Origin of the sequence: Novosphingobium ovatum (assembly GCF_009909235.1) — a bacterium.
GTDB lineage: Bacteria > Pseudomonadota > Alphaproteobacteria > Sphingomonadales > Sphingomonadaceae > Novosphingobium > Novosphingobium ovatum.
Genome location: NZ_JAAAPO010000002.1, coordinates 417,028 through 435,108 on the forward strand (window position 1 = coordinate 417,028; position 18,081 = coordinate 435,108).

18 protein-coding genes are annotated in these 18,081 nt (G+C 64.0%); 8 read left to right on the forward strand and 10 right to left on the reverse strand.

All coding sequences use genetic code 11. The annotated features are described in order from the left end of the window. Positions 1–24: 24 nt before the first annotated feature. The 3 genes from lexA to moaC all read right to left on the reverse strand — a co-directional run bounded on the left by lexA (position 25) and on the right by moaC (position 2,537). Positions 25–729: a transcriptional repressor LexA gene (gene lexA, locus GTZ99_RS06075; protein WP_161717371.1), complete on the reverse strand. Its 705-nt coding sequence runs from the start codon at positions 727–729 to the stop codon at positions 25–27. Positions 730–855: 126 nt separating this feature from the next. Beyond that, positions 856–2,058 (reverse strand): molybdopterin molybdotransferase MoeA, encoded by a 1,203-nt coding sequence (locus tag GTZ99_RS06080; RefSeq protein WP_161717372.1) that lies wholly within the window; start codon positions 2,056–2,058, stop codon positions 856–858. Further along, on the reverse strand, positions 2,058–2,537 hold the full coding sequence (gene moaC / locus GTZ99_RS06085; protein WP_161717373.1) for a cyclic pyranopterin monophosphate synthase MoaC: 480 nt from the start codon (positions 2,535–2,537) through the stop codon (positions 2,058–2,060). Before moaC ends, GTZ99_RS06080 begins: the two co-directional genes overlap by 1 nt. A gap of 86 nt (positions 2,538–2,623) precedes the next feature. On the opposite strand from moaC, the gene GTZ99_RS06090 reads away from it, so the two are divergent. Beyond that, complete coding sequence (locus GTZ99_RS06090; RefSeq protein ID WP_227711135.1) at positions 2,624–2,875, forward strand: hypothetical protein; 252 nt, start codon at positions 2,624–2,626, stop codon at positions 2,873–2,875. A 72-nt stretch (positions 2,876–2,947) separates the two neighbouring features. Here the strand turns inward: GTZ99_RS06090 and trpC are convergent, their stop codons facing one another. From trpC to GTZ99_RS06115, 5 genes are read right to left on the reverse strand one after another with little or no spacing between them, the layout of a single operon-like run. After that, the gene (gene trpC, locus GTZ99_RS06095) at positions 2,948–3,736 is read right to left on the reverse strand and encodes an indole-3-glycerol phosphate synthase TrpC (RefSeq protein ID WP_161717374.1); all 789 of its coding nucleotides are present in this window, start codon (positions 3,734–3,736) and stop codon (positions 2,948–2,950) included. A gap of 8 nt (positions 3,737–3,744) precedes the next feature. After that, positions 3,745–4,755, reverse strand: a complete 1,011-nt coding sequence (trpD, locus tag GTZ99_RS06100) for an anthranilate phosphoribosyltransferase (RefSeq protein WP_161717375.1) — start codon at positions 4,753–4,755, stop codon at positions 3,745–3,747. Positions 4,756–4,758: 3 nt separating this feature from the next. After that, positions 4,759–5,397 carry an anthranilate synthase component II gene (locus tag GTZ99_RS06105; protein ID WP_161717376.1) on the reverse strand — a complete coding sequence of 213 codons (639 nt, stop codon included), beginning with the start codon at positions 5,395–5,397 and terminating at the stop codon, positions 4,759–4,761. Positions 5,398–5,402: 5 nt separating this feature from the next. Further along, the gene (locus GTZ99_RS06110) at positions 5,403–6,932 is read right to left on the reverse strand and encodes an anthranilate synthase component I family protein (RefSeq protein ID WP_161717377.1); all 1,530 of its coding nucleotides are present in this window, start codon (positions 6,930–6,932) and stop codon (positions 5,403–5,405) included. A 54-nt stretch (positions 6,933–6,986) separates the two neighbouring features. Beyond that, entirely contained in the window at positions 6,987–8,930 is a 1,944-nt protein-coding gene (locus tag GTZ99_RS06115; RefSeq protein WP_161717378.1) for a peptidylprolyl isomerase, read from the reverse strand. A gap of 273 nt (positions 8,931–9,203) precedes the next feature. On the opposite strand from GTZ99_RS06115, the gene tpiA reads away from it, so the two are divergent. The 3 genes from tpiA (at position 9,204) to GTZ99_RS06130 (ending at position 12,290) form a co-directional block, all read left to right on the forward strand. Next, a complete protein-coding gene (gene tpiA / locus GTZ99_RS06120; RefSeq protein ID WP_161717379.1) occupies positions 9,204–9,962 on the forward strand; it encodes a triose-phosphate isomerase in 759 nt (252 codons plus the stop codon). 171 nt (positions 9,963–10,133) lie between these two features. Beyond that, on the forward strand, positions 10,134–10,490 hold the full coding sequence (gene secG / locus GTZ99_RS06125) for a preprotein translocase subunit SecG (RefSeq protein ID WP_161717380.1): 357 nt from the start codon (positions 10,134–10,136) through the stop codon (positions 10,488–10,490). Positions 10,491–10,658: 168 nt separating this feature from the next. Beyond that, positions 10,659–12,290, forward strand: coding sequence for a CTP synthase (locus GTZ99_RS06130; protein ID WP_161717381.1), 1,632 nt, complete (start codon positions 10,659–10,661; stop codon positions 12,288–12,290). Between the two features lie 513 nt (positions 12,291–12,803). Here the strand turns inward: GTZ99_RS06130 and GTZ99_RS06135 are convergent. Next, positions 12,804–13,274: an Hsp20 family protein gene (locus GTZ99_RS06135; RefSeq protein ID WP_161717382.1), complete on the reverse strand. Its 471-nt coding sequence runs from the start codon at positions 13,272–13,274 to the stop codon at positions 12,804–12,806. 195 nt (positions 13,275–13,469) lie between these two features. On the opposite strand from GTZ99_RS06135, the gene grxC reads away from it, so the two are divergent. From grxC to GTZ99_RS06150, 3 genes are read left to right on the forward strand one after another with little or no spacing between them, the layout of a single operon-like run. Further along, entirely contained in the window at positions 13,470–13,733 is a 264-nt protein-coding gene (gene grxC, locus GTZ99_RS06140) for a glutaredoxin 3 (protein WP_161717383.1), read from the forward strand. 3 nt (positions 13,734–13,736) lie between these two features. Next, on the forward strand, positions 13,737–14,567 hold the full coding sequence (locus tag GTZ99_RS06145; RefSeq protein ID WP_161717384.1) for a carbon-nitrogen hydrolase family protein: 831 nt from the start codon (positions 13,737–13,739) through the stop codon (positions 14,565–14,567). After that, complete coding sequence (locus GTZ99_RS06150; protein WP_161717385.1) at positions 14,564–15,061, forward strand: DUF1178 family protein; 498 nt, start codon at positions 14,564–14,566, stop codon at positions 15,059–15,061. Before GTZ99_RS06145 ends, GTZ99_RS06150 begins: the two co-directional genes overlap by 4 nt. A gap of 19 nt (positions 15,062–15,080) precedes the next feature. On the opposite strand, the gene GTZ99_RS06155 is transcribed toward GTZ99_RS06150, so the two are convergent. Further along, positions 15,081–15,662, reverse strand: coding sequence for a TetR/AcrR family transcriptional regulator (locus GTZ99_RS06155; RefSeq protein WP_161717386.1), 582 nt, complete (start codon positions 15,660–15,662; stop codon positions 15,081–15,083). A 167-nt stretch (positions 15,663–15,829) separates the two neighbouring features. On the opposite strand from GTZ99_RS06155, the gene GTZ99_RS06160 reads away from it, so the two are divergent. Then, complete coding sequence (locus GTZ99_RS06160; protein WP_161717387.1) at positions 15,830–18,070, forward strand: TonB-dependent receptor; 2,241 nt, start codon at positions 15,830–15,832, stop codon at positions 18,068–18,070. Positions 18,071–18,081: the final 11 nt, after the last annotated feature.

Here is an 18,081-nt window from a genome sequence, read left to right on the forward strand (position 1 = left end):
CGCTTGGTCACGCCCGATACCCGCTCAGTGATACCGGCGCAGCAGCCCCGCCAGACGGCCCTGCACCTGCACCTCTCCGGGGCGGTAATATTGCGGATCATAGGCTGCGTTGGCCGGGTCCAGACGGATCATCCCGCCCTCACGACGCAGATATTTCAGCGTTGCTTCTTCGCCTCGAACCAGTGCCACGACGATCTCGCCATCGCGCGCCACCTCTGTCCGGCGGATCAGTGCCAGATCGCCATCCAGAATGCCTGCCTCAACCATGGAATCGCCTGAAACTTCCAGCGCGTAATGCTCACCCGATCCCAGCAGCGCGGCGGGTACAGGCAGCATCGACTGTCCTTCCAACGCCTCAATCGGGACACCGGCGGCGATGCGGCCATGCAGCGGGATCTCGACGATGTCATTGGCGGCCGCTGGTACCACCTTGCGTGTGGTGTCCACCACCGGCTTGGTCACAGGCTTGGCCGCTGTTTCCACCGTTGCAGCTGGACGTGCACCGCCCGTCACATCCTCGGGCTGACGCAGGATTTCCAGCGCGCGGGCGCGGTTGGGCAGGCGGCGGATAAAGCCACGCTCCTCCAGCGCCGAAATCAGCCGGTGCACGCCCGACTTTGACTTCAGGTCCAACGCTTCCTTCATCTCTTCGAAACTGGGGGAAACGCCGGTGTCTTCCAACCGGGCCTGGATAAAGCGGATCAGCTCGTGCTGCTTGCGGGTCAGCATGACGGCCTGCCTTTCTGCGCCGGCCACGATTGCCATGGCCGAAGGGTCAATGTTCCAATTCGCCCACATCAGCGTGAACGGATGTGGAACAATTAAGCAACAGATTGGCTTGCGTCAAGCATCCTTTCACACCAGCGTGGTGATATTGGTCAAAACCACGTTAACCTGCTGCCCCGCAGCAACCGCAGGTCCATCGGCCGGGCAATCGATCAGGCAATTGCTGGCGGCCATCGCGGCCAGAGCGCTGGAATCGCGCATGGGGTTGGGCCAAACCTGTGTTCCGTCCCAAAATCCCCGGCGGAATTCACGGCGCTGCCCGCCGGGCGCCAGATCCTGCGCCACCGGCAAACGCACTGTCACAGGCAAAGGCGCCGCAGCGCCCAGCATCGCGCGCAGCACCGGCAGGGCAAACAGATGGGCAGTCACCATGCTGGACACCGGATTGCCGGGCAGCCCGATCACCATCGTGTCGCCTTTGCGCGCCACCAGCAACGGTTTGCCGGGGCGGATTGCCACCTTCCAGAAATCGATCGTCGCGCCCCATGCCTCCAGCGCGGGGCGGATCAGGTCATGGTCCCCGACCGAAGCCCCCCCGCTGGTCAGGATCAGGTCCGCCCCCGCGCAGGCTTCCAGCGCGCCGACCAGCGCGTCCAGCCGGTCGGGCACCGGGCCGTGGCGCGCGATATGGCAAGCCGCTGCGGGCAGTAACGCAGCCAGCATCGCTCCGTTGCTGGCGGGGATCTGATGCGCGGCGCAAGGGGTGCCTATGGCGGAGAGTTCGTCGCCGCTGTCGATGATGGCCACGCGGGCGCGGCGGCGCACCGGTACATGGGCGTGCCCGGCGGCGATCGCCAGCGCCACTTGCGCCGGGCCGATCCCTGTCCCCGCGTTCAGCACTGCTGTTCCGGTTGAAAAGTCAAATCCGGCGCGGCGGATATGGCGATCTTGTGGCGTGGGGGGCGTGCCGGTCAGGCGCAACATGTCGCCCTCGCGCGTGCAATCCTCCTGCAACAGCACGACGCCTGCGCCATCGGGCAGCAGCGCTCCGGTCGATATCCGCACCGCCTGGCCGGCCGCGACCCGCCCGGCAAAGGGGTGTCCGGCGGCGCTTTCGCCCACCACCTGCCACGGTCCCGCCAGATCGTCGGCCGCCAAGGCATAGCCATCCATCGCCGAAAGATCTGCCGCTGGTTGTCGACGCAACGCAGTCAGGGGCGCGGCCAGATAGCGCCCCAGCGCGTCCTCTACCCCCGCATGTTCGTGCGGCAGGGCAGGGGCCAGCGCGATCAGGCGAGCCTGCGCCTCCTCCATCGGCAAGGGTGCGGCCATCACACCGCCCCTTCGGCGCGCCAATGGCCGGATTTGCCGCCGCGCTTCTCGATCAGGCGGATGGCGCTGATCACCATGCCCTTGTCGATCGCCTTGGCCATGTCGTAAATCGTCAGCAGCGCGATGGAAACGGCGGTCATGGCCTCCATTTCCACGCCGGTCTTGCCCGTCAGGCTGGCGGTCGCGGTGGCGGTGATGCCCGTGTCATCCAGCGTGAAATCCACCCCCACGCTATGCAGCGGCAAAGGGTGGCACAGCGGGATCAGCTCAGCCGTGCGTTTGGCGGCCATGATGCCGGCGATGCGCGCCGCGGCCAGCACGTCGCCTTTTGGCACAGCGCCATCGCGGATCGCGGCAAGGGCGTCATGTGACATGCGGATATGGCCGCTGGCGATGGCCACCCGCATGGTGTCCGCCTTGGCGCCGACATCGACCATGCGGGCATGGCCATTCGCGTCCAGATGGGTCAATTCACTCATTGCATCCTCTTGATCGCGCCCGCATGCCGACGCAACAGCATTTTTGCCGCGCGGCATGATCGACGGGCGAATCAAAGGGATGGTTTGTGGCTCAGATCTTTGCGCGGGATCTGGTCTATGACGGTTGGAACAAGTTCTATCGGTCGGAGGTGGGCTTTGCCGATGGCGGCGGGGGCGAGCCGCACCTGCTGTGCAATGGTTCGGCGGTGGGGGCGTTGCCCTATCACCCGGTGCGGTGGGTGGCAGAGGACGGGGGCGCCGAGGGGGAGCAGGTTTCATCACCGTCCACGAGATGCCGCTGGACGATTTGCGCGCGATGGTGCTGGACGGGCGGCTGATCGATGCCAAAACGCTGGTCCGCGCACAGGCATTGCTGATCCGCCACCCGGAAATGTGGGGTTAGCCCGCGCTCAGCCCTCCAGCAGTGCCCGCGTTGCGGCGGTGACATCGGCCTGACGCATCAGGCTTTCTCCCACCAGAAACGTGCGCGCGCCACAGGGTGACAGACGCAACAGGTCCGCATGGGTGTTGATCCCGCTTTCGGCCACCAGCAAAGTACCGGAAGGGGCAAGCGACGACAGGCGCTCGGTCGTGCCGATGTCGGTCTTGAAGGTCTTGAGATCGCGGTTATTCACCCCAATCAGGCGCGAGCGCAGATTGGCGGCACGCGCCATCTCGTCCTCGTCATGCACCTCGACCAGAACGTCCATGCCGCGTTCGATCGCAGCCTGCTCGATCTCGGCCATCTGGGCATCGGACAGGGCGGCAACGATGATCAGGATCGCATCCGCGCCAATGCTGCGGGCCTCGGCCACCTGCCATGGGTCAACCATGAAATCCTTGCGCAACACCGGCAGGTCGCAGGCGGCGCGCGCGGCGATCAAATAGTCCTCATGCCCCTGAAAATAGGGCGCATCGGTCAGTACCGACAGGCAGGCCGCGCCCCCCGCCTGATAGGCGCGGGCATGGGCGGGCGGATCAAAATCGGGGCGGATCAAACCCTTGGATGGGCTGGCCTTCTTGATCTCGGCGATCAGCGCATAGCCATTGGCGGCCTTGGCGCGCAGAGCGGCCTCAAACCCGCGCGGGGCGGTGTGCGTGGCGGCGCGCGCGTCCAGTTCGGCAATGCTTGCCAAAGGCTTGCGCTGGGCGACTTCCTCGCGCTTGGTGTTGCAGATTTCGGTCAGTTTATCAGTCATATGCTCACTCACGAACAGGCCTTGATCCAGCAGTCCAGCAGACCCTTGGCCAGCCCCTTGTCGATAGCCTCGGCGGCTTCTTCCACGCCCTCGCGCCAGTCGGCGGCGGCGCCGGCCACCATCAGCGCGCCGGCGGCATTGAACAGCACCGCGTCGCGATAGGCGCGGTCCTGCTCCGTCTCGGTCAGGCCCATCAGCAAACGGCGCAGCGCGGCGGCATTATAGGCCGCATCGCCCCCCCGGATCGCCGCCATGGGCCACGTGTCTAGCCCCGCGTCGGCCGCGCACACGCGTTTCATCGCCAGCGTGTCGCCCGCGATATCGGCCCATTCATTGCCGCCCGCCAGGCTCAATTCATCCAGCCCTTCATCGCCCGACACGACAAAAGACCGCCCCGTGCCCAGCCGCATCAGCGCCTGCGCATAAATCGGCACATAGGCCGGGCGAGCGATGCCCACCAATTGCCGCGTGACGCCCGCCGGATTGGCCAGCGGCCCCATCAGATTGAAAATCGTGCGCCGCCCCAATGCCTTGCGGATGGGGGCGATGTGTTTCAGGCAGGGGTGGTGCGATTGGGCGAACAGGAACGCGATGCCGATATCGGCCAAAGTTTGCGCCGCATATTCGCCCGCCTTGGCCAAATTCAGACCCAAAGCTTCCAGCGTGTCGGCAGCGCCCGCCTTGCTGCTGGCGGCGCGGTTGCCGTGTTTGGCCACCGGCACATCGCAGGCGGCCACCACAATCGCCACGGCGGTCGAGACGTTCAGGCTGTGCTGGCCATCGCCGCCCGTGCCGCATACGTCGATCGCGTTATCGGGCGCGGCCACCGGGATCACCCGCGCGCGCATGGCGCGGGCCGCCCCGGCGATTTCGCTGGCGGTTTCGCCCCGGTCGGACAAAGCCACCAGAAAAGCGCCAATCGCCGCGTCACCAACCTGCTGGTCCAGAATGGCGGCAAAGATCGCCTCGGCCTCGGCCTCATCAAAGGTCTGGGCGGTGACGGGGGGCAGCGCCTCCATGGATCAGGCCGCGGGCAATGCCGCGGCGGGCAGCGGCGTGGCGTGCGCCGGCAGCACCGGGTCCATCCCGCACAGCCGCAGGAAATTGGCGATCATCGCGTGGCCATATTCGGTGGCGATGCTTTCGGGGTGGAACTGCACCCCGTGGATCGGCAAATCCCGGTGGCGAAAGCCCATGGTATGGCCATCGTCGCTGCGCGCGTTGACCACCAGACAATCGGGCACATCCGTGACGATCAGCGAGTGATAGCGCGTTGCCGTGAACGGCGAGGGCAGGCCCGCAAACAGGCCGCTGTTGTCATGGGTGACCGGACTGGTCTTGCCATGCATCAGGCCACCGCGCACAACCTTGCCGCCGAAATATTGGCCGATGGACTGATGGCCCAGACACACGCCCAGCAGCGGCTTGCCCGCCTGGGCGCAGGCCCCAACCAGTTCGACGCTGATCCCCGCCTCGGTCGGGGTGCAGGGGCCGGGCGAGATCAGATAGCCCGCAGCATTGCTGGCAATCGCCTCGGCAGGGGTTAGGGCATCATTGCGCACCACTTCAACTTCTGCCCCCAACTCCATGATATAATGGACAAGATTGAAGGTGAAGCTGTCGTAGTTGTCGATCACCAGAATGCGATTGTTGTCGCTCATATGCTTTACTGCCCGAAATTGGCGGATTGCGCCACACGCACCGCTTCACGCGCGGCGGCGAACAAAGCGCCCGATTTATGCTCACATTCGCGCTGCTCGCTGGCGGGATCGCTGTCGGCAACGATGCCCGCGCCTGCCTGCACATGCATCACGCCATCCTTGACCAGCGCGGTGCGCAGGACGATGCAGCTGTCCAGATTGCCGTCCGGCCCGAAATAGCCCACGCCGCCAGCATAGGCGCCGCGCGTTTCGCCCTCCAGCTCGGCGATGATTTCGCAGGCACGGACCTTGGGCGCGCCTGACACCGTGCCTGCCGGAAAGCCAGCGAACATTGCGTCAATCGCGTCATGGCGCACCGCGTCCAACTGGCCCACTACGTTCGACACGATGTGCATCACATGGCTGTACCGCTCGATCGTATAGCTTTCGGTGACCTTGACCGAACCCTTGGACGCGACGCGGCCGACATCATTGCGGCCCAGATCCAGCAGCATCAGATGCTCAGCCCGTTCCTTGGGATCGGCCAACAGGCTGATCTCGTTGGCCTTGTCCTCATCGGGCGTGTTGCCACGCGGGCGGGTGCCGGCGATGGGACGGATCGTCACCTCACCATCGCGCACGCGCACCAGAATTTCCGGGCTGGACCCTGTCAGGGCAAAGCCGGGCAGGTCCAGATAGAACAGGAAAGGCGAGGGGTTCACCCGGCGCAGCGCGCGATAAAGCGCATAGGGCGGCAGCGTGAAAGGCGCGGTAAAACGCTGGGCCAGCACGATTTGGAAGATGTCGCCCGCCTCGATATAGTCCTTGGCGCGGGCAACCATCTCGGCATAGCGGCCGGCAGGCAGGACCGGCGTGGGCGTTGGCACCGGCAGATCGGCGGGCGCAGCGGCTGCCACAGGCGCAGGCTGGGCCAGACGGCGCAGCGCCTCGTCAATGCGGTCGCGCGCCGCCTCCAGCGTGGCCTCGGGCGCCTTATCCGAAGGCCAGACGGGGGCAACCGCAAACAGCTCGTCGCCCAGGCGGTCAAAGATCAGGATCAGCGTCGGGCGGACAAACAGCATGTCCGGCACCTGCAATTCGCTTTGTGCCGGGCGGGGCAGTTTTTCCACCAAGCCAAAGGTTTCATAGCCGAAATAGCCGACCAGACAGGCCAGCGCCCGCGGCAATTCGGCCGGTACGTCGATATGGCAAGACGCCACCAGCGCCCGCAATTGCGTCAGCGCGCCGCCCGCCAGCGGCGTAAAGGCATCGCGGTCATGTGCCCAGTCGCGGTTGATTTCGGCCGCATCGCCGGTGGCACGGAACACCAGATCGGGGGCCAGCCCCAACAGGCTGTAACGCCCACGCACCTCGCCGCCCTCGACCGATTCCAGCAGGAAATCGCCGCGCCCATTCTCGATCAGCTTCAGCCCGGCGCCCACCGGCGTTTCGGTATCCGCGATCAGGCGCCGCCAGACCAGCGCCGGCTTTCCAGCGGCCAAAGCGGCCATGGCAGCATCATGATTTTCGGCGTGATATCGGTCGATTACGGTCATGTCTTTACGCATTTTTCTAAGTTGAGAATGGGCGCCGTCACCAGCGCCCACAGATTATTGGGCCGCACCCGACAGGCGCGCGGCGACACCGGCCAAAGCCTTGTCCTTGCGCTGAACGCCCACTTCGGCGCGAATCGCGCGGTGCAGGGCCTGCGCATATTCACCGCCCACGCGGGCGCCCAGATCAGTGCCAACCTGCCCGACCAGCGGATCGGTTGCGGCCATCGCACCAGCAGTCACCTTGTCCAGACGGACGACCAGCCAGCCCCGGTTTTCAGGCAATGGCATCAGTTTGGTCGTGCCCTGCGCCATGCCAAAGAACAGTTGCAGCGCGGGGGGGATCTGGCCGTTCTGGGCCGAAAGCTGCTCGCGGCTCATGTTGACGGCCTGCAACGGGGGCAGCGGCACGCCCGCACCCGCCACCGAGGTGGCCAGCGGCGTGCCCTTCTTGGCCTGTGCCAGAATGGCCATCGCGGCGGCGCGAGCGGCCTTGGCGCCCTTGTCCAGCGCGATTTCGATGGCGATCTGCTGCTTCACCGCAGCCAGAGGTGCCGGGGTGGCGGGCACGATCTTGGCCGCATCCAGAATGGCAAACTGTTGGCCGGGAACGATTTCTATGATCTGCGCCGCGCCTTCGCTCTCGGTCGAGAAGCCCGACTGGACGATGCGCAACACGTCCTGCGGCACCGACTGGCCATTGCCGCCAAACAGCTTGCCATCGGCCAGAACCGGGGGCAGTTCAGTGATCGTCAAGCCCAGATCCTTGGCGCTGTCCGACAGGGCGCCGCCCTTGCCGAATTGCTCGTCGATATGGGCAGTCAGGCTGGCCAGAGCGGTGCGGCGTTTTTCGGCGGTCAGTGCTGCGACGATCTCGCCACGCACGCTTTCCAGCTTACGTTCCGCTTTCATTTCAATGGCATCAACGCGCACCACGGCATAGCCGAGCGAGGCCTTGGCCGGGCCTGCGACAGCGCCCTTGGCAGCGGCAAAGGCCACTTCAGCCACCGCCGTCGAGCTTTGCGTGGCCAGTTGCGCCTTGGTCACCGCGCCCAGATTGGCGACGGTCAGGCCATGCGCCTTGGCGGCGGCCTCCAGCGTCTGACCCTTGGCAACATCGCCCGCAATGGCCTTCGCAATGCTTTCATTGATAGCAATAACCTGCGCGATACGACGCAGTTCGGCGCCTGCATATTTCGCCTTTTCGGCGTTATAGCGGGCGGCGATTTCCGCATCGGTCGGGGCGGGCACCTGCTTGACCGCGCTGGCGTCAAACCGGGCGAAACGGATCACGCGATGTTCGGGCAACTGATAATTCGCCTTGTGCGTGTTGTACCACGCGGTGATCTCGGGCTCGGTGGCCGGGGTCTTGGGCGCAAAGGCGTTGGCCGGCAGCAGGGCAATCGCGCCGCTGCGCTGTTCCTTCAGCAATGTAGCATAACGCAGCGCCATGCCGGGGGCCATATAACCGCCAATTTCGGCCTGCTTGAAGATCAGGCGGCTGATCACGTCCTGCCCCAGATTTTCGCGCAAGCTCTTGTCGGTGTAGCCGCTGCGGGCCAACATCTGACGATAGGTATCTTCCGAGAACTTGCCGTCAATCCCCTGAAAAGCGGGAATTTTGGTCAGTTCGCTGTCGATCAGGCGCTTGCCCGCCACAATGCCATGCGCCTTGCCGAACTGCACCATCGCGCTGCGATCGACCAGATCGTTCAGCACCAGATTCAACCCGTCCTGCGCCAGAAACGCCTTCATGTCGGCGCGCGGGTCCTGCTTGCGGGCGGCCTCGACCATCTGCTGGGCCTGCTGGGTCAGCGCGGTGGCGCTGATCTTTTCCTTGCCCACGCTGGCGACCGCCTCGCTGCCGTCCCCGGTGCCCGAGAAACCCAGGCTGTTCGAGACATCACCGGCCGCAAAAGCCAGCGCCAACACGCCGATGAACCCCAAAGAGATGGCGATGCCGACCGTGGACTTGAAGAAATTCCGAAAGAACTGAAGCATTCTGGCAACCTGTAACAAGGCGTGGGACGCGCGCGCGCGCTGGTCATGACGCATGCGGCTTTAGGCGTCCCGTGGAAATCCCGCAATGGGGTGCTTTGCAACGGTGGGCGGTGGGTGCATGGTGGCCGCTGTGCGAAAATGCTCTGGATTGATCGGCTTTGTCCTTTTGACAAAGCCGTACCTGCTGGCTTAGCAGGCGCAGCAAGTGAGAGAAGAGCCAAGCGAATCTGTCGGCATGTCCGCGCGGATTGGCTTGAGAGTGAGGAAAACTTCATGGCCCTGCGCCCCTACATCGTTGGCAACTGGAAGATGAACGGCCTGCGCGCGACGCTGGCCGAAGCGCGCCAGATTGACCGTGCCGCCGCCCGCTATCCTGCTGTGGAGGTGGGCATTGCCCCGCCTTTCACGCTGGTGCACGCGATGGCCGAGGCCACGCAGGAACTGCGTGTGGGTGGTCAGGATTGCCACGCCAAGGTCAGTGGCGCGTTCACCGGCGATGTGTCGGCCGCGATGCTGAAGGATGCCGGCGCGATGTTTGTCATCGTTGGCCATTCCGAACGCCGCGCCATGTATGCCGAAAGTGATTCGGATGTGCAGGCCAAGGCTGATGCCGCGCTGATCGAGGGATTGTCGGTCATCCTGTGCGTGGGCGAAACCGAGGCGCAGCGTGACGCGGGTGAAGCTGAGGCGGTGGTTTCCGCCCAGCTTGTGGGCTCGTTGCCGCGCGGCGAGGGGGCTGCGGCGCGTCTGGCGGTGGCCTATGAGCCGGTCTGGGCGATCGGCACGGGGCGTGTGCCTTCGGTCGATGATGTGGGCGCGATGCACCGCGCGATCCGGGCGCAATTGCTGGCTATCTATGGCGAGGAAGGCGCGGGCGTGCGCATCCTGTATGGCGGCTCGGTCAATGCGGGCAATGCGGCCGAATTGCTGCGCGCCGACGAAGTGGGTGGCGCGCTGGTCGGCGGGGCCAGTCTGACGGCGGAAAGCTTTGCCGCGATTATCCACGCTTCTGCGATGCAGATCGAGGGGTGATCGGTTTTTTCTGGATAGTTTCCGGTCCTGCGTCCATAAACGGTCAAGTTGTCTGAGCATTCGCAGCATCTTGTAATTTCGCGGCGAGGCGCTTAGACAGCCGGCCTTGCAAATTGTTAACACGGGGCCGTGAAACCGGGTCGCCTCGTCGCCACGAGAGATATAACGACAATGTTCATCTTCCTGACAGTTCTCCAAGCCCTTGTGGGTGCGCTGCTGGTCGGCGTCATTCTGGTGCAAAAGTCGGAAGGCGGCGGTCTGGGCGTCGGGGGAAGCCCCTCGGGCTTCATGTCGGCACGCGGCGCGGCGAATTTCCTGACGCGCGCCACGGCTGGTCTGGCCACCGTGTTTGTCCTGCTCTCGATCGTGCTGGCGGCGCTGGCGGTCAACATGTCGGGCGGTTCGTCGGTCGATACCTCGCTGCAGCGCACGGCGGTGCCTGTGCCGGCGGCTTCGGCTCCGGCTGCTGTTGCGCCTTCGGCGGCGCCCGCTCCGGTTGATCCGCTGGCAGGCGCTGCCAAGCGGTAACAGATTTCAGCGGCCATGTACCGCCCTCGCCGCATGGCGGCGGGGGTGGTTCTTTTTGTGCTGTCGCCGTGCGTTTACGGGGCATGCGCGAAAGGTCTGTGGATTGCTTTCGTGATAGCGCCATTGGCGCTTGGTTTGAACACCGATAACAGGTAAGGCGCAACTCCCATGGCGCGGTACATTTTCATCACCGGCGGCGTGGTCTCCTCGCTGGGCAAGGGTTTGATGGCGGCTTCTTTGGCTGCCCTGTTGCAGGCGCGTGGTTTCCGCGTCCGCATTCGCAAGTTCGACCCCTATCTCAACGTCGACCCCGGCACCATGAGCCCCTATCAGCACGGCGAGGTGTTCGTCACCGACGACGGCGCCGAGACGGACCTTGATCTTGGGCATTACGAGCGCTTTACCGGCGTATCGGCGCGCAAGAGCGACAACATCACCTCTGGCCGCATCTATCAGACGATCATCGCCAAGGAACGGCGGGGCGACTATCTGGGCGCCACGGTGCAGGTGATCCCGCATGTGACCGACGCGATCAAGGCGTTCGCACAGCAGGAAACCGAGGATCTGGATTTCGTCCTGTGCGAAATCGGCGGCACGGTGGGCGACATCGAAGGTTTGCCCTTTATCGAGGCGATCCGTCAGCTGCGCAACGAGCTGGGCCGTGAGGCGACCTGTTTTGCCCATGTCACGCTGGTGCCCTATATCGCGGCGGCTGGTGAGCTGAAGACCAAGCCGACTCAGCATTCGGTGCGCGAACTGACGTCCTATGGCATCCAGCCCGACGTGTTGCTCTGCCGTTGCGAGCAGGAATTGCCCGAAAACGAGCGCAACAAGATCGCGTTGTTCTGCAACGTGCGCAAGGAGGCGGTGATCCCGGCTCTGGACGCGCCGAATATCTATGCCGTGCCGTTGCAGTACCACACCGAGGGGCTGGACGATGCGGTGTTGCATCACTTTGGCATGGCCGCCCCGCGCCCCGAATTGAAGCGTTGGGAGGAGCTGACCCGCACCTATGCCAACCCCGAGGGCGAGGTGACGATCGGCGTCGTGGGCAAGTATGTCGTCCTGCAGGACGCGTACAAGAGCCTGAATGAGGCGCTGGTCCACGGTGGCATGGCCAATAAGGTCAAGGTTCATGTGAAGTGGATCGACGCCGAAATCTTTGAAAAGGACGAGAGCGAGATCATCTCGACGCTGGAGCCGCTGCACGGCATTCTGGTGCCGGGCGGATTTGGCGAACGCGGGACCGAGGGCAAGATCGCCGCCGTCCGTTTCGCGCGTGAGCGCAAGGTGCCGTTCTTTGGCATTTGCCTTGGCATGCAGATGGCCTGCATCGAGGGCGCGCGCAACACGGCCGGCATCCCCAACGCCAGCTCGACCGAGTTTGGTGAGACGAGCGAGCCGGTGGTGGGCATCATCACTGAATGGATGAGCGAGGAAGGCTTGCAGACCCGCAGCGCCGACACCGATCTGGGCGGCACGATGCGTCTGGGCGCGTATGAGGCGCAATTGGCGGGCAACAGCCATGTCGCCGCGATCTATGGCACCGAGACCATCAGCGAGCGCCACCGTCACCGCTATGAGGTGAACGCCCATTACCGCGAGGCGCTGGAGCAGGGTGGTTTGGTGTTCTCGGGCATGTCGCCCGACGGCCTGTTGCCCGAGATTGTCGAGCGGCCCGACCATCCCTGGTTTGTGGGCGTGCAGTTCCACCCCGAACTCAAGAGCCGCCCGTTCGAGCCGCACCCGCTGTTCGCCGGTTTCATCGGCGCGGCGCTGCGTCAGGCCCGGTTGGTCTGATCACATCGGTATCGTGATCGCGATTCGCCGATGATGCGGCGGCGCGGTCTGGTCATCAGGGCGGAGCGGGCTTGGGCCTGCTCCGCCTTTGCCATTTGTGGCCCGGGCGGGGCGGAAAGTGGGCAGGGGTATTAAAATTTGTCAATGTGTCTGATTTCGCCAAGGCCTTGCGGGCATCTGCTTGATGCGCTTGGTGAAATTGGGCGGGGTCCGGTGCGGCATTTTATCGCATGTTAAATCATGCGCAGTTTCAATCGGTTGCGCTTTGGGCCCAAATCTTGGCGATACATTTTTTTACTTGAGCGCATGCCAGCGCGCGGGCAATTAGCCCACCAACAGCTTGGCCCGCCGGAGTGTCACATGCGACCCGGACCTTCATTGGCAGGCACAGGCGGCGTTTCGGGGGCAGGAGGCCGGTGCGAGGACAGTATCCGCGCTTTGCAAGATCGAAATGCCGATTGGGGGCGGGTCTTGCCGGACCCGCCCTCCTTTTCCATCGATGTCAGGTGTTGATCAGGCGGCGCGCGTGCTGTCGCTCTCAACCACGCTCAGCGTCTTTGGCGCACTGCCAATGGCGATCTTCTTGGGCTTCATCGCCTCGGGCACTTCACGCACCAGATCGATCACCAGCAGCCCGTCTTCCAGATTGGCAGCCTCGACGCGGACGAAATCGGCCAGTTCAAACCGGCGCTCGAACCCGCGCTGGGCGATGCCGACATGCAGGAATTCGCCGGCCGGCGCGCCTTCGTCGCCCTTGCGGCCCTGAATGACCAGCAGGTTCTGCTGCGCGGTGATGTCGATATCGGCGGGCTTGAACCCGGCCACGGCCAGCGTGATGCGATAGGCATCCTCGGCCCGGCGTTCGATGTTGAAGGGAGGGTAATTGTCGCCGCCCTGACCGCGCGTGGCGTTTTCCAGCAGATCGAACAGCCGGTCAAAACCCACCGTGTTGCGGCGATAGGGGGTGAAGTCAAAACGGTTCATGGCCAAAATCCTCAATCTCAGAGCAATTTTCGGTTGGCGGGTGCGGCCCCGTCCGGGCACCGCAACCGCCGGTGAAGTGCGTCATGCCCGTCTGGCGGCCCATGACACGCAACAGGAGATATGTTAGCGCAAAGGCATTTCAAGAGGGCGCCGCGCATTCATCCGGCGGCCTTAGGTACAGATACAGGAGTTTCCATGAGCACCCCCAAGGTCGAGATCTACACCCAATGGGGTTGCCCCTATTGCGTCCGTGCCAAGGCGCTGCTGGACGCCAAGGGCGTGGCCTATGACGAGATCGACGTGACGATGGACACGGCCAAGCGCGCCGAAATGCAGGCGCGCAAGCCGGGCGCCCGCACTGTGCCGCAGGTGTTTGTCAATGACGTGGCGCTGGGCGGGTGCGATGACATCCACGCGCTGGATGCCAAGGGTGAGTTGGACCCCATTCTGGGCCTGTAAGCGATGACGCGAATCGCCCTTTTGCAGATGACGTCGGGGATCGATCCGGTGGCCAACGCGGCCGCGATTGCCGATGCGGCGGCGCGGGCGGCACAGGGCGGGGCGGCGATGCTGTTCACGCCCGAAATGTGCGGCTTGATCGACCGTGACCGCAAACGCGCCGCGCCGCATATCGTGGCGCAGGACGCCAATCCGGTGTTGACCGCCGCGCGGGACGCGGCGCGCCAAATCGGCATCTGGGTTGTGTTGGGCAGTCTGGCGGTGGCGGGCGGGGCGGCCGATGGGCGCGCGGCCAACCGCACGTTTGTCATCGACGATACCGGCGACATTCGCGCCCATTACGACAAGATCCACATGTTCGACGTGGATCTGGCCACCGGGGAAAGCTGGCGCGAAAGCAACGCCTATGCGCCCGGCGATGCGGTGGTGACGGTCGCCACACCGGCCGGGCGGCTGGGTCTGGCGATCTGTTATGATCTGCGTTTTCCCGCCTTGTTTGAGGCTTTGGGCCGGGAAAAATGCGATCTGATCGCCATTCCGGCAGCCTTTACCGTGCCGACGGGGGCGGCGCATTGGCATCTGTTGCAACGCGCCCGCGCGGTGGAGGCATCGGCCTATGTCGTGGCCGCAGCCCAAGTTGGCACGCATCAGGACGGGCGCGCCACCTATGGCCACAGTCTGGTGGTGGACCCTTGGGGGGATGTGGTGCTGGATATGGGGGGCGATGCGCCGGCGCTGGCCTTTGCCGAGATCGACCCCGACCGCACAGCACAGATCCGAGCGCAACTGCCCAGCCTTGCGAACCGCCGTGAAATCCCTAGATCGGCGTCATGATTGTTTACGACCTGGAATGTCTGGAACATACGCATCGTTTCGAGGGCTGGTTCGGCTCGTCGGAGGATTTTGCGCGCCAGCAGGAGCGCGGGCTGGTGGCCTGTCCACATTGCGGCAGCACGCAGGTGATCAAGGCACCGATGGCCCCGCGCCTGACGCGCAAGGGCAACCAGATCGACGCGCCCGCGCCGCAGGCCAAGGTGCCTGCAGCCGAACCCGCGCCAGCGCCGGTGGCCGCCCCGCCGCCGCCCTTGCCGCCGCAGCTGCGTGCTGCGCTGGAAGTGGTGGTCAAGGCACAGGCCGAGGCGCTGAAAAGCTCGCGCTGGGTGGGGGAGAAATTTGTCGATGACGCCCGCGCCATGCATTATGGCGACAAGGCGCCCGAGGCCATCCATGGGCAGGCCACGCCCGATCAGGCGCAGGCGCTGGCCGACGAGGGGATTGATGTCGCCCCGATCCTGTTTCCGCTGGCCCCGCCCGATCAGGTAAACTGACCGCGTCGGGGCGGCTGGATCAGATGACGATTCTGGCAAACATTTTGCGGAAATGGGCGATCTGGCGTTCGGCGGGCCATTCGCTGGGCGATTGGGCGACCAGTGTCGCGATGCCGTTAACCACCGTCTGGGTCTCCAGCGCGACCTCAATTGGTGAGAGGGTCGGGTTGATACGGCCGCGCCGTTGATCGGCCTCGACCAATTGTATGAACAGGTTGGTCGCATCGCTGCTGGCGGCGATGCGTTCCTCGTTCATGGTTTCCTGATCGGGCCCCACCCCCCAGAACGCGAACCAGGTGTACCAGTCGCGCCAGCGCGGTTCGTCCACCGGCAGCAGGCGTTCAAATCCGTCGCTGGCGCTCAGCGCATTGTCGATCGCGCGCTGCAACCCTTTTTCCGCGCGGCCACGAACCTGGCGGTGGGTGAAAATCAGCATGTCCAGCTTGCTATTGAAATAATGGGATATAACCGAAGGGCTGCATCCCACGCGCTGGGCGATGTCACGGATGGTCAGGGCCTCGACCCCGGATTCGAAAACGATGTCTGCCACCACATCTGAAATGGACTGACGGCGTTCGTCGTGATCGACCTTCTTGGGCATTGGATTTCCGGCTTTCTTTGGCCTGTCGCGGGAGGTTTAGGCCTGCCCTGACAGTGTAGACGCGGGCGGTGGCTGACACAAGTTCGACGCGCGCCTAGCAAAATGCGCAGTATTTTTATGGTAAGATGTTCGACAAAAATAGCGCAGAACAACTGATGGGAGGGAATATGACAGCCACAGTCCTTAGCCGGGCGATGATCGCTCTTGTGTGCAGCACGTCGATGGCGGGCTTTGCCGCGCCGGCGCTGGCGCAAAGCGCGCCGCAGGCCACCGAGACCACCGACAGCAACGCCATCGTCGTGTCGGCTCGTCGCCGCGATGAAACCTTGCAGGAAACGCCGGTTGCGATCACCGCGATCAACGCCGCCATGCTCGAAGGCAAGGCTTCGGTGACGATTGGCGATTTGCAGGGCGATGCGCCCAACCTGCTGATCACGCAACAGAACTCGGGTGCGCAGGCCGCAAACATCGCGATCCGCGGTCTCAGTTTTGCCAATATTGAAAAGTCCTCGACGCCGACCGTGGGTGTGGTGGTTGATGGTGTGATGATGGGCACCAGCACCGGCCAGTTGCAGGACTTCTTTGACATCGACCAGATCGAAGTCATGCGCGGTCCTCAGGGCACGCTGTTTGGCGCCAACACCATCGGCGGCGTGATCAACATCCAGCGCTCCAAGCCCACCATGCGCACCGGCGCCAAGCTGGAGGCCAGCTATGGCCGCTGGAACAGCTGGAACACCAAGGCGGTGGTCAATGTCGGCAATGGCAGCACGCTGGGTCTGAAGCTGTGGTATTTCCACAATCAGTCGGATGGCTTCTACTACAACGCCAACACCAAGCGCAGCGCTGGCGGGTCGAAGAACGATGCCTATGGCGCCTCGCTGCTGTTCAAGCCCACCAGCGGGCAGTTTGATGCCCAGCTGACGGTCGAGAACGTCCATCAGAAGTTTGATCCCACGGTCAGCAACCTGACCAGCGCGGCCGAAGGCTTCAGCGCGTTCATGCCTGCGGTCGAAGTGGGTCGCAACACCACCAACGACCTGTACACGGTGTTCACCAGCCCGGCGCAGAGCTCGTATAACGCCCCGGCGGTCACGTTCCAGATGAACCTGGATACCGACATCGTAAAGCTGACGGCGATCACCGGGTGGCGTCATTCCAGCGAATTCCAGACGCAGGACTTCGACGGCTCGAGCACCAACATCTACTTCTCGCAGCGCGCCCAGACCTATACCCAGTGGAGCCAGGAATTGCGCGCCGCCGGCAAGATCGTCGAGGGGCTGGACTACGTGGTCGGCAGCTTCCTGTTCGACTCCGAGTTCACGCTGACGGCTGACACCTTTGTGTTTGGTGGCAACACCGGCACCAATGTGATCAACGGCAAGACCCGCTCGATCGCGTTCTTTGGTGACTTCAACTGGTCGGTGGCGGACACCGTGCGTGTTTCGTTCGGTGGCCGTTGGTCGGAAGACCGCCGCCAGCTGTCGAATGACTATCCCACCACGCTGGGCCGGATTGGCGATGGCTCGAAGACCTTCCGCAAGTTCACGCCCAAGATCGGCATCGACTGGCGTCCCAACCGCGACACGATGGTCTATGCCAGCTGGTCGCGCGGCTATCGCTCGGGCGGGTTCAGCCCGCGCGCGATGACGGCGGCCACCGCCAGCACGCCGTATTATCCTGAAACGGTCGACAGCTTTGAAATCGGCACCAAGCTGGATCTGTTTGATCGCAAGCTGACCTTCAACGTCGCTGGTTTCTATTCCAAGTACAAGGACATGCAGCAGGACGTGACCCTGCCGGGCGGTCCGCAGGGCAGCCAGACGATCACCGGCAACATCGGTTCGGCCGACATCAAGGGGCTTGAAATCGAGTCCACCTGGCGTCCGGTGCGCGGGCTGAAGTTCTCGGCGACGGTGGCGCTGCTGGACACCCAGTTCAAGGGGTTCATTGCCAACAACGCCTATGGTGCGGGTCTGGTGCCGTTCGATTATTCGAACAACCGGATGATCTATGCCCCCTCGTTCAGCGGTTCGCTGTCGGGTGAGTACACCGCCCAGACCAGCTTTGGCAGCGTGGTGACGGCCATCGGCCTGCGCCACATCAGCCCCTATGACGAGCAGATCTCGGCCGCCAGCATCACGCCGGTCATGGCGGGTACTGTCGTGCAAAAGGTCAACGTCAACGGCAATGATCCGCGCGTGCGCACCGTCACGCAGGACCTGCTGGACGCCAGCGTGACTGCCAACTTCAAGCTGCATGGCGCGGATGCCTATGTCCGTGTCTATGGCCGCAATCTGGCCGACATCCGCACCACCACGCACGCCTTTACCGTGGCGGGCCTGTGGTCGTTCGGTGCCGCGCTTGAGCCGCGCAGCTATGGCGCGACCTTGGGCGTCAAGTTCTGATCTGATTTAGT